Origin of the sequence: Aquimarina atlantica (assembly GCF_000626715.1) — a bacterium.
Taxonomy (GTDB): Bacteria; Bacteroidota; Bacteroidia; order Flavobacteriales; family Flavobacteriaceae; genus Aquimarina; species Aquimarina atlantica.
The window spans coordinates 1-17,856 of the sequence record NZ_AQRA01000013.1; the positions used below are offsets into that span (position 1 = coordinate 1).

A 17,856-nucleotide genomic window follows, 5' to 3' on the forward strand; every position below is an offset into this window, starting at 1 on the left:
GTCGTTAATAACTCCACATATCCATTTCAAAATTTCGAATACTTTCCTTAATTCGTTCACTTTCAAGAAGTTGCATCAAAGCATTATCAATAACATAATCTTTAATTTCTCGGTCACCTTGAATATTATCTTCTTTATAAATCACAGAATTAAAGCGTCTTGCATTAAGAATATGATCATACGTAAACGGCATTGATGTATTTTTTCTATTAAATGCCATTGCATTATGAAATATTTCTCTGGCATCGGGATACCATATCCAGAATAATGCGACCATATCTGGCTCATCATCATCGATAAAGTTAACATCAGGAGCTACAGGTGCTAATCCAAGCAATCTGTATCTTAATTCTCCTAGTCTTTTATCAAAATACCAATATCCTCTTATTTTATATTCTGCTATATCGGCAGAAGTAATATCTCTTCTGTTAATATACTGAGGATCTACTTCTTCTCCGGCATTATACTGCTCAAATCCTAAATCAGTAGTGTCTATTTTAGACATTGTAGACTGAAGATCTTCAAAAGTACGTGTCTCGGTAAAATATGAATCTGAATAAATATTCTTGATTTTTCCGTTTTTGATATTCGTTACCAGTACATCATATAAAGATCGACGATTAGCACCAATATTAAATGTATCAATAGGATAATACAATGGGAAATTTATTCGCTCATCAAGGTCAATAGTTTCCCAAGTGGTTTTTGCCCACAATACATCACGTTTATCTACATATCCGTACTCTAAAGGACGATCATTGTCATATAAAATCTGTTCTTGAGTTTTCTTTCCTATCTCATCAGGATTATTGGCATTTAAAACATTTGCCTGTCCGAAAGAAAGAGAAGAAACTAATAGACCAAAAACGGTTAATACAAAATTTCTCAAATTCATAACTACGTAAGTTTATTTTTTAATTCGTTAACTCAATAACAACCGGAGATATTTTCTTCAATTTATATCCAGAGCTATTAGCTAACTGTGCTTTTATATCAATAATTTGAACAGAAGAACCTCTTTTTGCTTTACGTAAAGCTGATTTTGCTTTAGCATTAAGTCTTCCTCCAGGAACACTTACTGTTGGCTGTCCTTCTACTTTAAATTTAAATCCAGTCACTTTTAATTTAATATCAAAGTCAAAATCTGGTAGAATCGCACCTACAGATGAAATTTCTAAGGCATTTCTTGCCATTTTGATTGCTCCATCTTCACCACGTACTGTTCCTACAGGTCTTGGTATACCTTTAATTCTAAATTTCTTACTGTCGCTTACTGTAGTACCATTTGCTAGTTTACCACTAACTTTGATATTTACTTCACGAGCTTTTACAGCAGTAACATTCATCATATATTTTCCTGCTCCACCAACTTTTCTTAGTCCAGGGGCAGAAGCATTTACAGCTGGTACACCAGGAATAGAAATAGTCATTGGGTTATTAACTCCACGATACACCACATTCATTTTATCTGCAGAAATTACAGCAGAATTTGGCCTAGGAATTACAGTATATGAACTCTTAATCGGAATCGTTACTGTAGAATCTCCTTCTTTAAATTGAAGTTCTCCAGCCACATCTCTTTCTCCAACATTTCCTGCAGGGAAATCTAACATGATTTGTCCGTTTGTAACTTCTGTTTGCTCTTTACCATTAACCATTACTTTGGTTGGTTTTAGTGTAGCATCAAAACGTCCAAGAACGATTCTACCTTTAAAACTCTCTCCACTAAAGAAAGCTGTTTTATCTGCAACTACAATCGCCTCATAGTTACTAAAAGAAAGTTCAGACGCTTGTTGTCCAGCTAATAAAGCTGAAAGCACTTTACTTTCTGTTGTTTTAACATCGGCTTGCATTTGAGTAAGCTTAGTTAAAGAAGCAACCAAAGGAAATCCTTCAAAGTTATAGTTTAACCATTTTTTAGTCACTCCAGATCTGTCTTTTACATCATCTGTAGAAAAGGTTTTAATCACATCATCAGCGATAGAAGCATCTACTTCTTTTACTTCTTTGATTGCAGCTGATACACCATCTCTATATTTTGTGATTTTATCCAAAAATTCCTGAGCCCCGGCAGTAACTTTACCACCTTCAAAAAACTTTTGGTCTAATCTATCTGGTCTATCCATAGTTTCGTAATCCGTAGGATCTTCCCTATCGTCAACCAATTCAGCTTTAAGTTGATCTAAATATGAATTAAATTCATTAGATAAAACACTTATCTGATCTGCTTTTTCTTTTAATGGGGTATATTTTTCTGGCTGTTCTGAAACCTTTTCGGCCAGACCTGCCATAAATCCAGTATTTCGTTGAGTAGCTAACTGATTTGATTCTGTCAATTTTTCTGACATTAAACCAAATGCAGTTAATACTTCTTTTGACATATTTAATGCCATCATCGCGATGAAAACCAAGTACATCAGGTTAATCATCTTCTGCCTTGGGGATAATTTTCCTCCTGCCATATTCTTTTTAGGTTTTGGTAGTTATTATAAAATATTTAATTAAAAAATGTTAACTTCTGTTCATTGCAGTTAACATACCACCATATACTCCATTAAGCGAAGAAAGGTTACTAGCAAGGCTTTCCATTTGATCTTGAAGCTTAGTTGCATTATCAGCAATAGCCTGGTTAGCTTCAGCCTGACGTGCAGAAGATTCTAACTGAACTTTGTATAAGCTATTTAAAGATTCAAGGTGCGACGCTGCACTTGCCATCTCTTCACTATATTTTTTAGTTCCTGCTATAGCATCTGTTGTAGGACCAAGGTTTCTGGCTGCTCCTTCAAAATTACGGATACTTTCACCAAGGCTACTCATAAGATTAGTATCAAGTCTAGCTTCCTTAAGCATATCGTCTAATTTTTGAGACAATAATCCTTCTGGAGTTTCTTTCTCTTTTTTGTCTTTTTTGTTTCCTCCTGCTAATTCAGGGTACACTAAAGACCAATCTAAATCGTTATCTACTGGTTCGAATGCAGAAACAGTAAATACTAATGCTTCTGTGATCAGACCAACAATAAGCATTTCATTACCAAATGGCCAGTGCATAATTTTAAAAAGTGCACCTAATATTACAACGGCTGCTCCCAGACCGTAGACCATGTTCATTAATTTCTTGCTTGCTTTTGAATTTGCCATAATAAATTTGTTTTGTTTTTTTAAATCTTAAGTTTTAAAAAAGGGTTAGTAATTAAGTTGATAGAAAATTTTGGGACTTAGTTTTGATTTTGAGTATTAGCTTCTCCAGTCGATTCAGTACCCATATAGTCCTGAACTGTTCTAAATCCGATAAAACTCCTCGCAGAATCTGCGTATTCGTAATCTCTGGTACTTACCTGTAGGAAGTAAGCAACATCTTTCCAGGATCCTCCACGTACAACTTTACGTTTGTTTTCATCATCATTGACATTTGGGTTCATTGATGATACAAATTCGTAAGCTGCGGGATCATAAGACGACTGTACCCACTCAGAAACATTACCCGCCATGTTATATAGGTTATAATCATTAGGGTCAAATGTTTTGGCTTCTACAGTATATAAAAAGTTATCTGCTGCGTAGTTTCCTCTAAGAGGCTTAAAGTTTGCTAAGAAGCAACCTCTATCATTTAACGCATAAGGGCCTCCCCATGGATACGTAGCTGACTCAAGGCCTCCTCTAGCGGCATACTCCCATTCTGCTTCTGTAGGCAGTCTGAAGTAATTCACAAATTCTTTACCTTTTTTCTTTTGGTAGGTATTTTTCTCGATAGTTCTCCAACGACAGAAGGCTCTAGCTTGTTCCCAAGAAACACCTACTACCGGGTAGTCATCATATGCACTATGCCAAAAATAGTCATTATGCATAGGCTCATTATATGAATAGTTAAAATCCTTGATCCAAACTGTAGTGTCTGGATATACTTTTATAACTTCTTCTTTTACAAAATCTTTTCTTCCTCCTTTTCTAGCACGTGCAGCTGCCTGAATATCCATCCAAGTAAATCTGAATTCAAATTTACTTACATCTAAAGTACGTCTACCATTATAAGATTCTTCTAGAGGAATATACATAGTATCCATAACTTCGGCATAAAACTCATCGGGATAATCATCTATATCCCATTCGATATCTACATCTTTATTCAGTTTTCTACCTTCGTAGCCAGTTTCTCCTGTACCACTATAGTTATCGTACATATATTTTTCATAGACGGACATGTTTTCGGTATCAGCATCTAAGAATGCATATTCTCCAATACCGTCATCACCTGGAGTTTTACCCAGCTCATCAGCCATTATTGCAAGCCTCATCCTAACAACAGAGTCGCGAACCCAATTTACAAACTGTCTATACTCACTATTAGTCACCTCAGTTTCATCCATGTAGAAAGAACGAACTGTAACCATTCTTGTAGGGGCATTTGCAAGTGCTGCTTTATCATCATCCGACTTACCCATAATAAATGAACCTCCAGGGATGAGGGCCATACCATATGGTTTTTGCGGGTGCCATTTTTTCCCTTGTGCTCCTACCAGTTCTCCTCGGCTTCCACCACCACAACTGTAGAGCATTGCTAAAATAGCAAAGAGTGATACAAATTTCTTCATAACGTGTTTTAGGTTAAGATCTTCTAGATTTAAGGACGTAAACCTATTTATTTATTTCCAGAAAAACAATTTTTTTCTAAAAAAAACCTTAAATCGACCTAATAAAAATGTTAAACTTCGTTTTTTTGTTTTGCCTTATACCATCTTTCAGGTATTTCCTGATTACAAGCACGCTCATAATCGTTGTATGTGCAAGGTAATAACGTATGTCTTTTCAATTTATTATTGCCAGATGAAATAAATGGTATTTCTATCCACCATCTCCCGGTCATAACACTTTTATAAAACGACAAAACTTCGTCTTCTACCGGCACATTATAATGTAGTGTACTTTTTAAATTTTTTATATCAATTTCGTTAGATCTGTAATTGATTCCTTCTATAAAATACCATATCATCTGAGCGATCAATAAGGAAGCTGTTTCTTCGTTTTTGAAGTTTTTAAATTCGTAAATCCCAAAACTTTTAACCTTATCACTTATTCCTGCATATCTCGAAATCGCACAAATTTCGCGACCATCAAAACCATTAGGAGAAGCAGTATACCCATTTAAACTTGTAGAATTAATAACTCCCAAATCTACAGAAACAATATCGGCATCTCGCATAATTGGCTCTACAACCGTCACATCTGAAATAACTTCTCCCAAGCGATAAGCATCAAAATATAATTTTTCTATCAGATCTATTTCTTCTTGAGTATTAAAATATGTTTGGTACCCTATATTACTATAGTTAAACAAATTATAGGGTTGTTCTACAATAATTTTACCTACAAATGAAGTATTGGTAATAGGCTTAGAAGAATTCCCTAAGTCAAATTTACTATCTACATTAACCAAATTAACCATTCTCTCAAAAATATCGAATGACCTATATTGTGCATAGACTAAATCTTGACTCCCTCCTATAATAACAGGAATGATATTTTTTACCAATAATGCAGACAATACTTCCTGTACTAAATAGTACGTATCACTAACTTCATTACCCGGAGCGATATCTCCCAAATCTACTATATTAGTACTCCAATTACCAGGATAAAGTTCGTATAACGATTTACGAATGGTATCAAAATTTAAGTTTTCGCCCAAAAAATTAATATCATTCCTATTCTCTCGAATACCGAGAATAGCAACATCTATTTTTTCCAGATCAGGTACTCCATTAGCTGCTGTATGAATTTTAATTTGATTTCCTAATGCATGTTCAGAAAGTAAATTAGTATGAGCAGTAACTAAATCACTAACTGGTATAAGAAATTCGAAAGACATATATTGGTTTATTTCTTTTTAGTGGTCTTTTTTGTAGTTTTCTTTTTTGCTGCGGTTTTTTTCTTGGGAGCATTTTTCTCTATGAGATCTTTTACTTTATCCAACGTTAATTTTGTAGCATCAACAGTCTTAGGCAACTCTATTTTAACTTTACCTTTTATTATATTACTACGACCCCATCTGGCTTTTTCAACTCGAATTCCTTCTTCTTCCCAATTATGAATAACCTTATCTATTTCTTTTTGCTTCTTCTCTTCTATAAGTGACACGATATCATCATCAGATAGATTATCGAAGTCATACTTCTTATTTACATTGATAAACATTCCGTTCCACTTAATAAAGGGACCAAATCGGCCTTTTCCTTTTTGAACAGGAAGATTTTCATATACATATATAGGAGCATCAGCTTTTTCTTTAGCGTCAATTAACTCAATAGCTCTATCCAAAGAAGTGCTTAATGGGTCTTCTCCTTTTTCTAGAGAAACAAATTTTTCGCCAAAACGTACATAGGGTCCAAAACGGCCATTATTAACTACAATAGTCTCTCCTTTATATACACCAAGTTCTTTTGGCAACTGAAACAAATCCATTGCTTCTTCATAGGTAATACCGCTTAATGTTTGTCCAGGAGGTAAACTAGCAAATTTTGGTTTATCTTCATCATCGGCAGTACCTATCTGAACCATTGGTCCAAATTTACCTAATCGCACACTTACTACCTTACCAGTAGCCGGATCTTCTCCCAAAATACGCTCTCCGACTTCTCGCTCTGCATTCTGTGACACATCCTCTACTATTGGATGAAACTCTTGATAAAACTCTTTCATCACATGAGTCCAATCTTCCTGACCTTCTGCTATTTCATCAAAATCCTGCTCTACTTTTGCAGTAAAATTATAATCAAGAATTGAAGCAAAATGATTTACTAAAAAATCATTTACAACCATCCCTACATCGGTTGGAATTAATTTTCCTTTATCACTACCTACTTTCTCAGATAGTTTTTTCTCACTCACAGCATCCCCAGAGAGAATCATTTGAATATAATTACGAACCTCTCCTTCTTTAGATCCTTTTTCTACATAGTTTCTATTCTGAATTGTAGAAATCGTAGGAGCATATGTCGATGGTCTTCCTATTCCTAATTCTTCTAATTTTTTAACCAGTGAAGCTTCTGTATATCGCCCCGGTGCTCTTGTAAATCTTTCTGTCGCAGAAATGTAATTATTAAACAAGCTTTCTTGCACTTTCATTGCAGGAAGGATTCCTTCTTGTTCTTCATCCTCATCATCATTACCTTCTAAGTATACTTTTAAAAAGCCTTCGAACTTTATCACCTCTCCATTGGCAGTAAACTGTTCTTTATGTGTGTTGGCATCAATCTTTACATTAGTTCTTTCTAACCTGGCATCACTCATTTGCGAAGCAATAGCTCGTTTCCAAATCAATTCGTATAAACGTTGTTGGTCATAATCAACATTTACGCTATGTCTTGAAAAATCTGTAGGACGTATTGCTTCGTGAGCTTCTTGTGCTCCTTTAGATTTCCCTTTATATTGCCTTGGATTACTATATTCACTACCATAAGCCGAATCAATTTCTGCTTTTGCTCCATTTTGAGCTTCCACAGACAGGTTAACACTATCTGTTCTCATATAAGTAATCAAACCTGCTTCATACAACCGTTGTGCCATCGTCATTGTTTTACTCACAGAGAAATACAATTTTCTTGAGGCTTCTTGTTGTAATGTTGATGTAGTAAATGGTGGAGCTGGTGATTTTTTTGCAGGTTTAGTAGAAAGATCTGCTACCTTAAATGACGCTCCAAGGTTTTTCTTTAAAAAAGCTTCTGCTTCTTCTTTGGTTTTAAAATTTTTAGGAAGCTTAGCTTTAAAAGACTTACCAGCTTGATTAGAAAATTCTGCATCAATTCTATATGAAGCTTCTGGCTTAAAACCTAAAATATCACGCTCTCGTTCTACTATTAATCGTACTGAAACAGATTGTACTCTTCCTGCAGACAAACCTCCTTTTACCTTTCTCCACAACACAGGTGACAGTTCATATCCTACCAAACGATCCAAAACACGTCTGGCTTGTTGCGCATTTACAAGGTTGTAATCTATAGAGCGAGGATTTTCTATTGCTTTAAGAATAGCATTTTTAGTAATCTCATGAAAAACAATACGACGCGTTCTTTCTTTATCTAATTTAAGAGTTTCTGCAAGGTGCCATGCAATAGCCTCTCCTTCTCGATCCTCATCACTTGCCAGCCATACCATATCTGCATTCTTAGAAAGATCTTTCAGCTTTTTTACAACATCTTTCTTATCCTTCGAAACAATGTATTTGGGCTTAAAATCCCCATCAACATCAACTCCTAATTCTTTGGAAGGTAAATCTGCAATATGCCCAAAACTGGATGCTACTGTATATTCTTTTCCAAGAAACTTTTCTATTGTTTTGGCCTTAGCAGGCGACTCCACAATCACTAAATTCTTAGCCATAGTCCTTTAATTTCTGACGACAAAAGTATATCAATTTTTTGATATCAAGATTCTTTATCAAAAAAATTAGTTCAAAAAAAACCTGCTGATCAGCAGGTTTCTTATTTTTTATTTTACAAATAATGTTTCTTTGTTTTCAAATTCATCATCTTCAAAACCCAATGCATCCTTATATACAAAATAGATTGGTAAATAAACAAAAGAGGCAGTAAAAAACACCCCCACAAAACACAATATCATCCCTACTAATTGAGATAAAATAGATGCTACCAGTATTAAACCAAAACAAACACCCCAAACTTTATTCCCTAATTTAAAGCTAGCTTTTATAAGATCTGAAGCACTATACTCTGGATTAAAAGCAAATATAGCACCTAACAACTGCAGAGGAACCATTACATAAAGAATCGGAAGGTAACACAATAGTGCAGCTAAAATTGCTATCCCAAATATTGCTATTGCCAACGTAAATACTTTCCCTAAATATTTTCCTTTAAGAAACATAAAATACGAAGATGTCTCTGGCAAACCTATATCTACCTGTTTACAAACTCTATAAAAATGTGCTGTAATACCAAATTGAAGTGCAGAAGCAATTATACTTATTATCAAAACCAATATAATAAACAAAAACATTAGACCAACAGATAGTTCTTCACTAGGATACCCGTAGTCACCATATCCTCCGTAACTACTTTCAAATCCTGATATACCAGCAAGAGCAATAATAGGAATATACATCACAAAAAATAAAGGAAGCATAACCAATATCGAAATAAGCAAGTGTACAAAACCCTGAAGCCATACTTTTTTAAAAAGCTCAATACTTTTATTAAAAATATCACCAAAATCAATGGGCTTACTGTTTTCTATTTTCTCAAAGAGTGTATTTGTCATTACATCTATATTTATTAAGTTGAAAGTTATCAAATATAGATTTTTTAGAAAATAAATCCCTGCCACTTTGTCACAAATCGTATTAAAAAGTATCTTTGCACACTATTTGACCCCAATTGGTAAGGAATTATTTTATGGAGAAGATTATTGACGAAAGCATACAGGGACAGCCACTTGCTCTTGATCAGAACAAAGAAAATAAACGTAAGCTTTTTATAGAAAGTTACGGTTGCCAGATGAATTTTAGTGATAGTGAAATTGTTGCTTCCATTCTGGCCAAAGAAGGTTTTAACACTACACAGCATCTCGAAGATGCTGATTTGGTATTGGTAAACACTTGTTCTATTAGAGAAAAAGCCGAACAAACAGTTAGAAAAAGACTAGAAAAATATAATGCTGTAAAAAGAATCAATCCAGGAATGAAAGTTGGAGTTCTCGGGTGTATGGCAGAACGCCTGAAAAGTAAATTCCTTGAAGAAGAAAAAATAGTCGATCTTGTTGTTGGGCCAGATGCCTATAAAGACCTCCCTAATCTTATCGAAGAAGTAGACGCAGGTCGTAATGCGGTTAATGTTGTCCTTTCTAAAGAAGAAACTTATGGCGATATAGCACCTGTTCGCTTGCAAAGTAATGGAGTTTCTGCTTTTGTATCTATTACTCGCGGTTGCGACAATATGTGTACGTTTTGTGTAGTACCATTTACCAGAGGTAGAGAACGCAGTCGCGATCCCCAAAGCATCTTAACAGAAATCGATGATCTGGTATCGCGAAATTTTAAAGAAATCACTCTACTGGGACAAAATGTAGATAGTTATTTATGGTATGGTGGTGGCCTGAAAAAAGATTTTCAAAAAGCTAGTGATTTTCAAAAAGCGACAGCGGTAAATTTTGCTAAACTCCTGGACATGACAGCCCAGAGACATCCAAAATTGCGTATTCGCTTTTCTACATCTAATCCTCAGGATATGACATTAGATGTTATAGAAATTATGGCAAAACACAAAAACATATGCAAACACATACATCTGCCTATACAAAGTGGAAGTGATCGCATACTCAAGGAAATGAACCGCCTGCATACCCGACAAGAATACATGGATTTGATTGATAATATTAAACAAATAATCCCGGATTGTGCAATTACTCAGGATATGATTATTGGTTTTCCTACAGAAACAGAAGAAGATCATCAAGATACATTATCTCTATTAGAATATGTAAAATATGAGCACGGGTATATGTATGCTTATTCTGAAAGACCCGGAACACTTGCCGAACGTAAATTAGAAGATGATGTTCCTGAAGATGTAAAAAAGCGAAGACTCGCAGAAGTTATTGCTTTACAACGAACACACTGTGCCTATAGGCATCAAAGTTATATCGGACAAACTTTTGAAGTATTAATTGAAAAAGAATCTAAAAAATCTGATCAACATTGGAGTGGGAGAACTACAAAAAATATTGTAGCTATATTCCCAAAAGGAAAATATCAAATTGGAGATTTTGTAATGGTTCGTATCGATGAGTGTACCAGTGCAACTTTACTTGGTGAGGCAATTGGATATTCTGATAATAATTAACCATGACTTTATAGACACGCATTAAAACAAAAAAACAAACTCCATAAATGGAATCAATTCAAGCCATAAAACAACGATTCGGAATCATAGGAAACGATCCTAAATTAAACCGTGCTGTGGAAAAAGCGATCCAGGTAGCTCCTACCGATATTTCGGTTTTAGTGACCGGAGAAAGTGGTGTAGGTAAAGAAAGTATTCCTAAAATTATACACTCTCTGTCTCACCGTAAACACGGTAAGTACATTGCCGTAAACTGCGGAGCAATACCAGAAGGCACAATAGACAGTGAGCTTTTTGGTCACGAAAAAGGAGCTTTTACAGGAGCGACACAAACCCGAAATGGTTATTTTGAAGTAGCCGATGGCGGAACGATATTTCTAGATGAAGTAGGAGAATTACCCCTCACCACACAAGTACGCTTATTAAGAGTATTAGAAAATGGCGAATTTATTAAAGTAGGATCATCAAAAGTTCAGAAAACAGATGTTCGTATTGTAGCAGCTACCAATGTTAATATGTTTGATGCAATTAAGAAAGGTAAATTTAGAGAAGATCTTTACTATCGTCTTAGTACAGTAGAAATTCTTTTACCTCCGCTTAGAGATCGTAAAGAAGATATTCATTTACTATTCAGAAAATTCGCTTCTGACTTTGCAACCAAATATAAGATGCCTACAATTCGACTAAGTGAGGATGCAGTTACCTTATTAGAAAAATACCACTGGAGTGGTAATATCAGACAATTGCGCAACATTGCAGAGCAAATTTCAGTCCTTGAACAAAACAGAACGATAGCCGGAACCACTTTACATGGATATCTACCTAATATCGGAAGTAATTTACCCGCAGTGATTTCTGCAGATAAAAAAGAAAGTGATTTCAGTAACGAAAGAGAAATATTGTACAAAGTGCTTTTTGATATGAAAAGTGATCTTAATGATCTTAAAAAACTAACCATGGAGCTAATGCAAAGTGGAAACACACAACAAGTACAAAAAGATAATGAAAGGTTAATTCAAAAAATTTATCAGGAGAAAGAAGAAGAAATGCATTTTGAAGAACCTCCAAGACCTGCAACAACCTCTGAAGTGCTCGAAATACCACCTCAGATTGCAATCCCACAGCAAGAAGATGACAAGTATCATTTTGCCGAAGAAATTGAAGAAGAAGAAACATTATCACTACATGATAAAGAACTAGAATTGATTAAAAAATCCCTAGAACGTCATAGAGGTAAACGTAAAGCAGCAGCAGAAGAATTAGGAATTAGTGAGCGCACCTTGTACAGAAAAATAAAACAATACGATTTATAACATTGATGAGAAAATTAAAATACATAGCAGCAACACTAATTGTAATGGTCTTGTTTCAAGGATGCGGAGCATATTCCTTTACCGGAACAAATATTTCTCCAGACACAAAAACATTTCAAGTTAATTTTTTTCAAAACCAATCTCCGAGGATTTTTCCTGGGGCCGATCAGACCTTTACGAATCAGTTACAAGATTTAATTCTTAATCAAACTAACCTTAGCTTATCTACTTCTGGGGGAGATATCGTTTACGAAGGAGAAATCGTACAGGATTATGTTTCCCCAAATACAGCAACATCAAACATAACAGCTGCCCAGAATCGGTTAACGATAGCGATAAATATGAGGTTTTATGACACAAAAGACCCCACCCAAGATCTAGAACAACGTTTTTCTTTTTTCTTTGATTATCCCGCTTCTTCATCAGAAAATACAATAAGAGATCAGGCTTTGGATGTAATCTTTGAGAGAATCACACAAGATATGTTTAATGCTACACTGGCCAGATGGTAAAAACAATCCTAAGCTCTATCAAAGAGTTGAATAATAAATATATAATTAGTACTAATTGAATATTAAAGAGTTTTCATATTTGCTTCAAAATCCTGCCCAGCTTAATAAGGAGCAGGCAAAATCCCTTGAAAAAATCACAAGGACATTTCCTTATTTTCAGTCGGCAAGAGCATTGGTATTAAAATCTTTAAAAGATCAGGAAAGTTTTAGATACAACCAGGAATTAAAGACCACTGCAGCATACACTACAGATCGTAGTGTATTGTTTGATTTTATCACCTCTGATCTTTTTAAAGAAAATAACACTTCAGAAGACGTAAAAAAGAAACATAAGTCTGATATAACAGTTATCGATCCAGAAGAGATTAAAACACTCCCTAGAATAGCTATGGATGATGCTGTAAGAATGAAAATGAAAGAAGCAGAGAGTGTTCTGGATCCTAAATTATTTTCTGAAAGAAAAGAAAACAGTACTCTTAAACAAATAGAAATTGCGAAATCTGCAATTCCTGATACAACAGAAAAAGATCAATCAAAAAATATTCAAGACAAAAACAAAACTCCAGAAGAAACCTTACAAATTAACAAACCTCTGGATTTTAATAAAAAAGAAACACATTCTTTTGCAGAGTGGTTAAAACTAACCTCTTTACATCCAATAGACAGGGATTCTGATCAGGAAACCAAAGCTTCGATTCCTGAAATTAAAGAACAAAAATCTGTTAAACCCTTAGATCAAAAACATAAATTCGATTTGATAGATGAGTTTATCGCTAATAATCCCAAGATACAACCCGCTGCCAAGAATACTCCTGCGCGTAATCTAGCTAAGGAAAACCTGGTTCCTTCAGACGAATTAATGACAGAAACTTTGGCCAGAGTATATTTGGTTCAAAAAAACTATAAAAAAGCAATTCAGGCTTATAACATATTAATTTTGAAAAATCCCGAAAAAAGTGGTTTCTTTGCAGACCAAATTCGAGCGATAAAAAAATTACAAGAAAATAAATAACAATATAATGACAACGTTTTCAATATTCTTAATCCTAATCGTTATCGTATCTTTTTTACTCGTAGTAGTAATTATGGTACAGAACCCTAAAGGAGGTGGATTATCTTCTTCTTTTGGCGGTGGCGGAACACAACAACTAGGTGGCGTAAAAAAAACTACAGATTTCTTAGACAAGAGTACCTGGACTTTAGCCACACTATTATTGGTATTAATCCTACTATCTAATATAGATTTAATGGGTGGAAGCTCTATTCCCGAATCAAAAGTTAATACCGAGGATGTTCAGATAGAAACTCCTGTAACTCCTCCGGCAACAGAAAATGGTGACAAAGAATAACATCTTTTTTTTAAAAAAACAACAACAAAAATGTCGACTTGTCATATAGTCGGCATTTTTTGTTTCAATTTGTCAGTATCGCCCCACTGGCATAATTTCTGAAATAAGAAGCATCGAAGATTTCATTTTAATTTTAACAAAAAAAATAACAAATCATAATGGGAGTAAACATCAAACCTCTTTCAGACCGTGTGGTTGTAGAGCCACTTCCTGCAGAGACGCAAACAGCATCAGGATTATTTATTCCTGACTCAGCCCAGGAAAAACAACAAAAAGGTAAAGTAGCTGCTGTAGGTAGCGGTAAAAAAGATCACGATATGACTGTTAAAGTTGGTGATACCGTACTTTATGGTAAATATGCTGGTACCGAATTAAAATTAGATGGAAAGGATTATTTAATCATGCGCGAGGATGATATCCTTGCTATCGTATAAGAAGTATCAATTTAAAAATCACAAAAACAAATCCACTACTTTATTCAATACATCCCACGAAAATATTCTGGAAGTTTTGAATGTTGAGATTTGGATTTAATTTTTCAAAAAATTAATTATGGCAAAAGACATAAAATTTGACATAGAAGCACGTGATGGTATCAAGCGTGGTGTAGATGCATTAGCCAATGCGGTAAAAGTAACTTTAGGACCTAAAGGTCGTAATGTAATTATAAGTAAATCTTTTGGAGCTCCTACAGTAACCAAAGATGGTGTTTCTGTAGCTAAAGAAGTAGAACTTGAGGATGCTCTTGAGAATATGGGAGCACAAATGGTAAAAGAAGTAGCTTCTAAAACCAATGACCTTGCAGGAGATGGTACCACTACCGCAACTGTATTAGCCCAGGCTATCGTAAAAGAAGGACTTAAAAATGTAGCTGCTGGTGCAAATCCAATGGATCTTAAGCGCGGTATCGATAAAGCTGTAAAAGCAATCACAGAAGACCTTGCAAAACAAACAAAAGAAGTAGGTGACTCTTCTGACAAAATCAAACAGGTAGCAGCTATTTCTGCTAACAATGATGAAACTATCGGAGATCTTATCGCCAAAGCTTTTGAAAAAGTTGGTAAAGAAGGTGTAATCACAGTAGAAGAAGCAAAAGGAACAGATACCACTGTAGATATTGTAGAAGGAATGCAGTTTGACAGAGGATACCTTTCTCCATACTTTGTGACTAACAGCGAAAAAATGACAGCTGATCTGGAAACACCATATATCTTACTTTATGACAAGAAGATTTCTGCTATGAAAGATCTGCTCCCGGTTTTAGAGCCTGTTGCTCAAACTGGAAAACCTCTTTTAATTATCGCAGAAGACGTAGATGGAGAAGCATTAGCAACACTTGTAGTAAACAAACTACGTGGAGCCCTAAAAATTGCGGCTGTAAAAGCTCCTGGTTTTGGAGACAGACGTAAAGCAATGCTAGAGGATATTGCCATTCTAACAGGAGGTACTGTGATTTCTGAAGAGCGTGGTTTTACATTAGAAAACACTACTATTGAGCACTTAGGTACTGCTGAAAAAGTAGCTATCGACAAAGATAATACTACTGTAGTTAATGGTGCTGGCGGAGAAGATTTAATCAAAAACAGAGTAAATCAAATCAAAGCACAAATAGAAACTACTACTTCTGATTATGACAAAGAAAAACTACAGGAGCGTTTAGCAAAATTAGCCGGCGGTGTTGCTGTGCTATACGTAGGTGCTGCTTCTGAAGTAGAGATGAAAGAAAAGAAAGATCGTGTAGATGATGCACTTCATGCTACTCGTGCTGCTGTAGAAGAAGGTATTGTTGCTGGTGGTGGTGTTGCACTGGTAAGAGCTAAATCTGTATTAGATAAAGTAAAAACCGAGAATGCTGATGAAGCTACGGGTATACAAATCGTAAACCGTGCGGTTGAATCACCACTTAGAACGATTGTAGAGAATGCCGGAGGTGAAGGATCTGTTGTAATCTCTAAAGTTCTTGAAGGTAAAGATAATTTTGGATATGATGCGAAATCTGAAGATTACGTAGATATGCTTAAAGCCGGAATCATCGATCCTAAAAAAGTAACACGTATAGCACTTGAAAATGCAGCTTCTGTATCTGGTATGATCCTTACTACAGAATGCGCACTAATAGACATTAAAGAGGATGCTCCTGCCGGAGGTGGAATGCCACCAATGGGCGGAGGTATGCCAGGAATGATGTAATTATCTGGTAATAACAAAATCAGTTAGCAAATTTGCGATATAAATTTGCTAAGAATACAAAAAACCCATTTTGAAATTTCAAAATGGGTTTTTTAGTAGTATTTATTTTATAAGATTATGAGATAACCTAGGAATATTGCTTCATAATATCTTCTACCAACTCTGCTGTCTTTTTATGTTTTTCTTTAACTAATAATTGCTTTGGAGGAGCCATCCTGGCTTCACAATCCACCAGAGAGCATGATTCACAAGTGACTCCTACTTTTTCCTTTAATATTTTCGTATCGTTAACAAAACTAATTTTTTTCTCTAAAGTAGAAGACTTCAAAAACCCAATCCCTATACTACGATAATAATCTTTCTTAAAAGGATCCTTTGTAGCCGAAGTAAACACTAGGTATTGCTGATCTGTATCTACATAATCAGAGATTTGAATATCAAATGCATACTCCAAATCCTTAGTAGCTGTACGCTGTAAAATCTTTATAGCCATCCACCGTCTGCAGTAATGCTCATTAACCTCGTTAGCATGAGGTTGCTGCTGGTGTGTGATATGTAATTCTTTAACCAAATTAAATTTCTCTGCCCCTAATTTATGAGTAAACCGAAGAAAGAATACATTTTGCATACCAAAATCTTTTGGTAATATATTTGTAAGGCGCTGATAAAAAGATTCTGGAGAAGCATTATACAATTTCATAATCTTATGAAAAGCTTTCTCAGAGAATCGTTTCATAGAAAACAATTCTTTAAGATGCTCTCTTAGATGAGCTCTTGGGATAATCAAAGCGCCAGCAAAGTATGACGCATAAAAATTATGCAGTACCTCTTCAAAATTATCATACTTTATCCACGAAAAGGTATAAGGTCTTTCAACAATTTCCAGGTATTGATACCCCAATTCTTTAGCGTAAATAAATGTTTTTTGAGCCTCATCTACTCGATCTGACAACAATAGTGTCTTTGTAGAAGGCACAAATACCGACCTCAGGTTATCCAATTCTTCCTGTTTTGGGATTCCTGCAACATTGATCGTATACCCATATTCTTCTTTAAGAATATCTTCTAAATCAGCCGAAGTAATTTTTCCACTTAAATCCAACTGATATGAGTTAGCACATCGTAAAGCCTTATCCTCTAAGTCTCTAAAAAAGTTATTATGCGCTTCTTGATAAGATCGTAAAGAAGCCAGATAAAAACCTTCACGACTCATATTATAATGCTGTGCAATCTCAATAATCGTACTTATAAAGGCATTTACTTTTGATGGTGCATTAGCTATAATATCAATTAAATCGCTTTGCTGTATACCAAACAATTCTAACGGAATTTCATCTAGTATTCCAGATTGTAAAATTTCACCAATCGGCGCCAGGTTTTTATCTAGTTTTAGAGAAACCAAATGATCATAAGGAACATCAAATGTCTCTGCAAGTTTGATAATTTTATCTGTTTTAGGATACTTTTTTCCTTTTTCTATTTCATTTAAATACGATTTAGAAAGTCCACACAACTTTGACAACCCAAAAAGAGATAAGTCCTTCTCTGTTCGTATTTGCTTGATTTTCAGACCAAAAATCAGTCTAATATATTCTTCTGCTATTGCCATAAGTTCAAAAGTAACCATTTTTGCGTAATCCAC

15 protein-coding genes are annotated in these 17,856 nt (G+C 34.9%); 7 read left to right on the top strand and 8 right to left on the bottom strand.

The window, feature by feature from the left end:
- Positions 1-4: 4 nt before the first annotated feature.
- From porN to ATO12_RS22380, 7 genes are all read right to left on the bottom strand, one after another.
- Complete coding sequence (gene porN / locus ATO12_RS22350) at positions 5-895, bottom strand: type IX secretion system ring subunit PorN/GldN (protein WP_034246915.1); 891 nt, start codon at positions 893-895, stop codon at positions 5-7.
- A gap of 19 nt (positions 896-914) precedes the next feature.
- Complete coding sequence (porM, locus tag ATO12_RS22355; RefSeq protein ID WP_034246917.1) at positions 915-2,462, bottom strand: type IX secretion system motor protein PorM/GldM; 1,548 nt, start codon at positions 2,460-2,462, stop codon at positions 915-917.
- 49 nt (positions 2,463-2,511) lie between these two features.
- The gene (porL, locus tag ATO12_RS22360; RefSeq protein WP_034246920.1) at positions 2,512-3,138 is read right to left on the bottom strand and encodes a type IX secretion system motor protein PorL/GldL; all 627 of its coding nucleotides are present in this window, start codon (positions 3,136-3,138) and stop codon (positions 2,512-2,514) included.
- Positions 3,139-3,215: 77 nt separating this feature from the next.
- Positions 3,216-4,589 carry a T9SS ring complex lipoprotein PorK/GldK gene (porK, locus tag ATO12_RS22365; RefSeq protein WP_034246922.1) on the bottom strand — a complete coding sequence of 458 codons (1,374 nt, stop codon included), beginning with the start codon at positions 4,587-4,589 and terminating at the stop codon, positions 3,216-3,218.
- A 110-nt stretch (positions 4,590-4,699) separates the two neighbouring features.
- Positions 4,700-5,863, bottom strand: a complete 1,164-nt coding sequence (locus tag ATO12_RS22370) for a formimidoylglutamase (protein ID WP_034246924.1) — start codon at positions 5,861-5,863, stop codon at positions 4,700-4,702.
- 8 nt (positions 5,864-5,871) lie between these two features.
- The gene (gene topA / locus ATO12_RS22375) at positions 5,872-8,373 is read right to left on the bottom strand and encodes a type I DNA topoisomerase (protein WP_034246926.1); all 2,502 of its coding nucleotides are present in this window, start codon (positions 8,371-8,373) and stop codon (positions 5,872-5,874) included.
- A 108-nt stretch (positions 8,374-8,481) separates the two neighbouring features.
- Entirely contained in the window at positions 8,482-9,270 is a 789-nt protein-coding gene (locus ATO12_RS22380; protein WP_034246928.1) for a hypothetical protein, read from the bottom strand.
- A 134-nt stretch (positions 9,271-9,404) separates the two neighbouring features.
- On the opposite strand from ATO12_RS22380, the gene miaB reads away from it, so the two are divergent.
- From miaB to groL, 7 genes are all read left to right on the top strand, one after another.
- Positions 9,405-10,850, top strand: coding sequence for a tRNA (N6-isopentenyl adenosine(37)-C2)-methylthiotransferase MiaB (miaB, locus tag ATO12_RS22385; protein WP_034246930.1), 1,446 nt, complete (start codon positions 9,405-9,407; stop codon positions 10,848-10,850).
- Between the two features lie 47 nt (positions 10,851-10,897).
- Positions 10,898-12,163 carry a sigma-54 interaction domain-containing protein gene (locus tag ATO12_RS22390; protein ID WP_034246932.1) on the top strand — a complete coding sequence of 422 codons (1,266 nt, stop codon included), beginning with the start codon at positions 10,898-10,900 and terminating at the stop codon, positions 12,161-12,163.
- A gap of 5 nt (positions 12,164-12,168) precedes the next feature.
- A complete protein-coding gene (locus ATO12_RS22395; RefSeq protein WP_034246934.1) occupies positions 12,169-12,675 on the top strand; it encodes an LptE family protein in 507 nt (168 codons plus the stop codon).
- 55 nt (positions 12,676-12,730) lie between these two features.
- Complete coding sequence (locus ATO12_RS22400; RefSeq protein ID WP_034246936.1) at positions 12,731-13,687, top strand: hypothetical protein; 957 nt, start codon at positions 12,731-12,733, stop codon at positions 13,685-13,687.
- Between the two features lie 7 nt (positions 13,688-13,694).
- Entirely contained in the window at positions 13,695-14,024 is a 330-nt protein-coding gene (gene secG, locus ATO12_RS22405) for a preprotein translocase subunit SecG (RefSeq protein ID WP_034246937.1), read from the top strand.
- 158 nt (positions 14,025-14,182) lie between these two features.
- Complete coding sequence (locus ATO12_RS22410) at positions 14,183-14,458, top strand: co-chaperone GroES (protein ID WP_034246939.1); 276 nt, start codon at positions 14,183-14,185, stop codon at positions 14,456-14,458.
- Between the two features lie 118 nt (positions 14,459-14,576).
- Positions 14,577-16,214 carry a chaperonin GroEL gene (gene groL, locus ATO12_RS22415; protein WP_034246941.1) on the top strand — a complete coding sequence of 546 codons (1,638 nt, stop codon included), beginning with the start codon at positions 14,577-14,579 and terminating at the stop codon, positions 16,212-16,214.
- Positions 16,215-16,341: 127 nt separating this feature from the next.
- On the opposite strand, the gene ATO12_RS22420 is transcribed toward groL, so the two are convergent.
- On the bottom strand, positions 16,342-17,823 hold the full coding sequence (locus ATO12_RS22420; protein ID WP_240486172.1) for a helix-turn-helix domain-containing protein: 1,482 nt from the start codon (positions 17,821-17,823) through the stop codon (positions 16,342-16,344).
- Between the last annotated feature and the right edge of the window lie 33 nt (positions 17,824-17,856).

Coding starts and splice junctions, on each gene's coding strand:
- porN (WP_034246915.1), bottom strand. CDS start 895: ATGAATTTGAGAAATTTTGTATTAACCGTTTTTGGTCTATTAGTTTCT.
- porM (WP_034246917.1), bottom strand. CDS start 2,462: ATGGCAGGAGGAAAATTATCCCCAAGGCAGAAGATGATTAACCTGATG.
- porL (WP_034246920.1), bottom strand. CDS start 3,138: ATGGCAAATTCAAAAGCAAGCAAGAAATTAATGAACATGGTCTACGGT.
- porK (WP_034246922.1), bottom strand. CDS start 4,589: ATGAAGAAATTTGTATCACTCTTTGCTATTTTAGCAATGCTCTACAGT.
- ATO12_RS22370 (WP_034246924.1), bottom strand. CDS start 5,863: ATGTCTTTCGAATTTCTTATACCAGTTAGTGATTTAGTTACTGCTCAT.
- topA (WP_034246926.1), bottom strand. CDS start 8,373: ATGGCTAAGAATTTAGTGATTGTGGAGTCGCCTGCTAAGGCCAAAACA.
- ATO12_RS22380 (WP_034246928.1), bottom strand. CDS start 9,270: ATGACAAATACACTCTTTGAGAAAATAGAAAACAGTAAGCCCATTGAT.
- miaB (WP_034246930.1), top strand. CDS start 9,405: ATGGAGAAGATTATTGACGAAAGCATACAGGGACAGCCACTTGCTCTT.
- ATO12_RS22390 (WP_034246932.1), top strand. CDS start 10,898: ATGGAATCAATTCAAGCCATAAAACAACGATTCGGAATCATAGGAAAC.
- ATO12_RS22395 (WP_034246934.1), top strand. CDS start 12,169: ATGAGAAAATTAAAATACATAGCAGCAACACTAATTGTAATGGTCTTG.
- secG (WP_034246937.1), top strand. CDS start 13,695: ATGACAACGTTTTCAATATTCTTAATCCTAATCGTTATCGTATCTTTT.
- ATO12_RS22410 (WP_034246939.1), top strand. CDS start 14,183: ATGGGAGTAAACATCAAACCTCTTTCAGACCGTGTGGTTGTAGAGCCA.
- groL (WP_034246941.1), top strand. CDS start 14,577: ATGGCAAAAGACATAAAATTTGACATAGAAGCACGTGATGGTATCAAG.
- ATO12_RS22420 (WP_240486172.1), bottom strand. CDS start 17,823: ATGGCAATAGCAGAAGAATATATTAGACTGATTTTTGGTCTGAAAATC.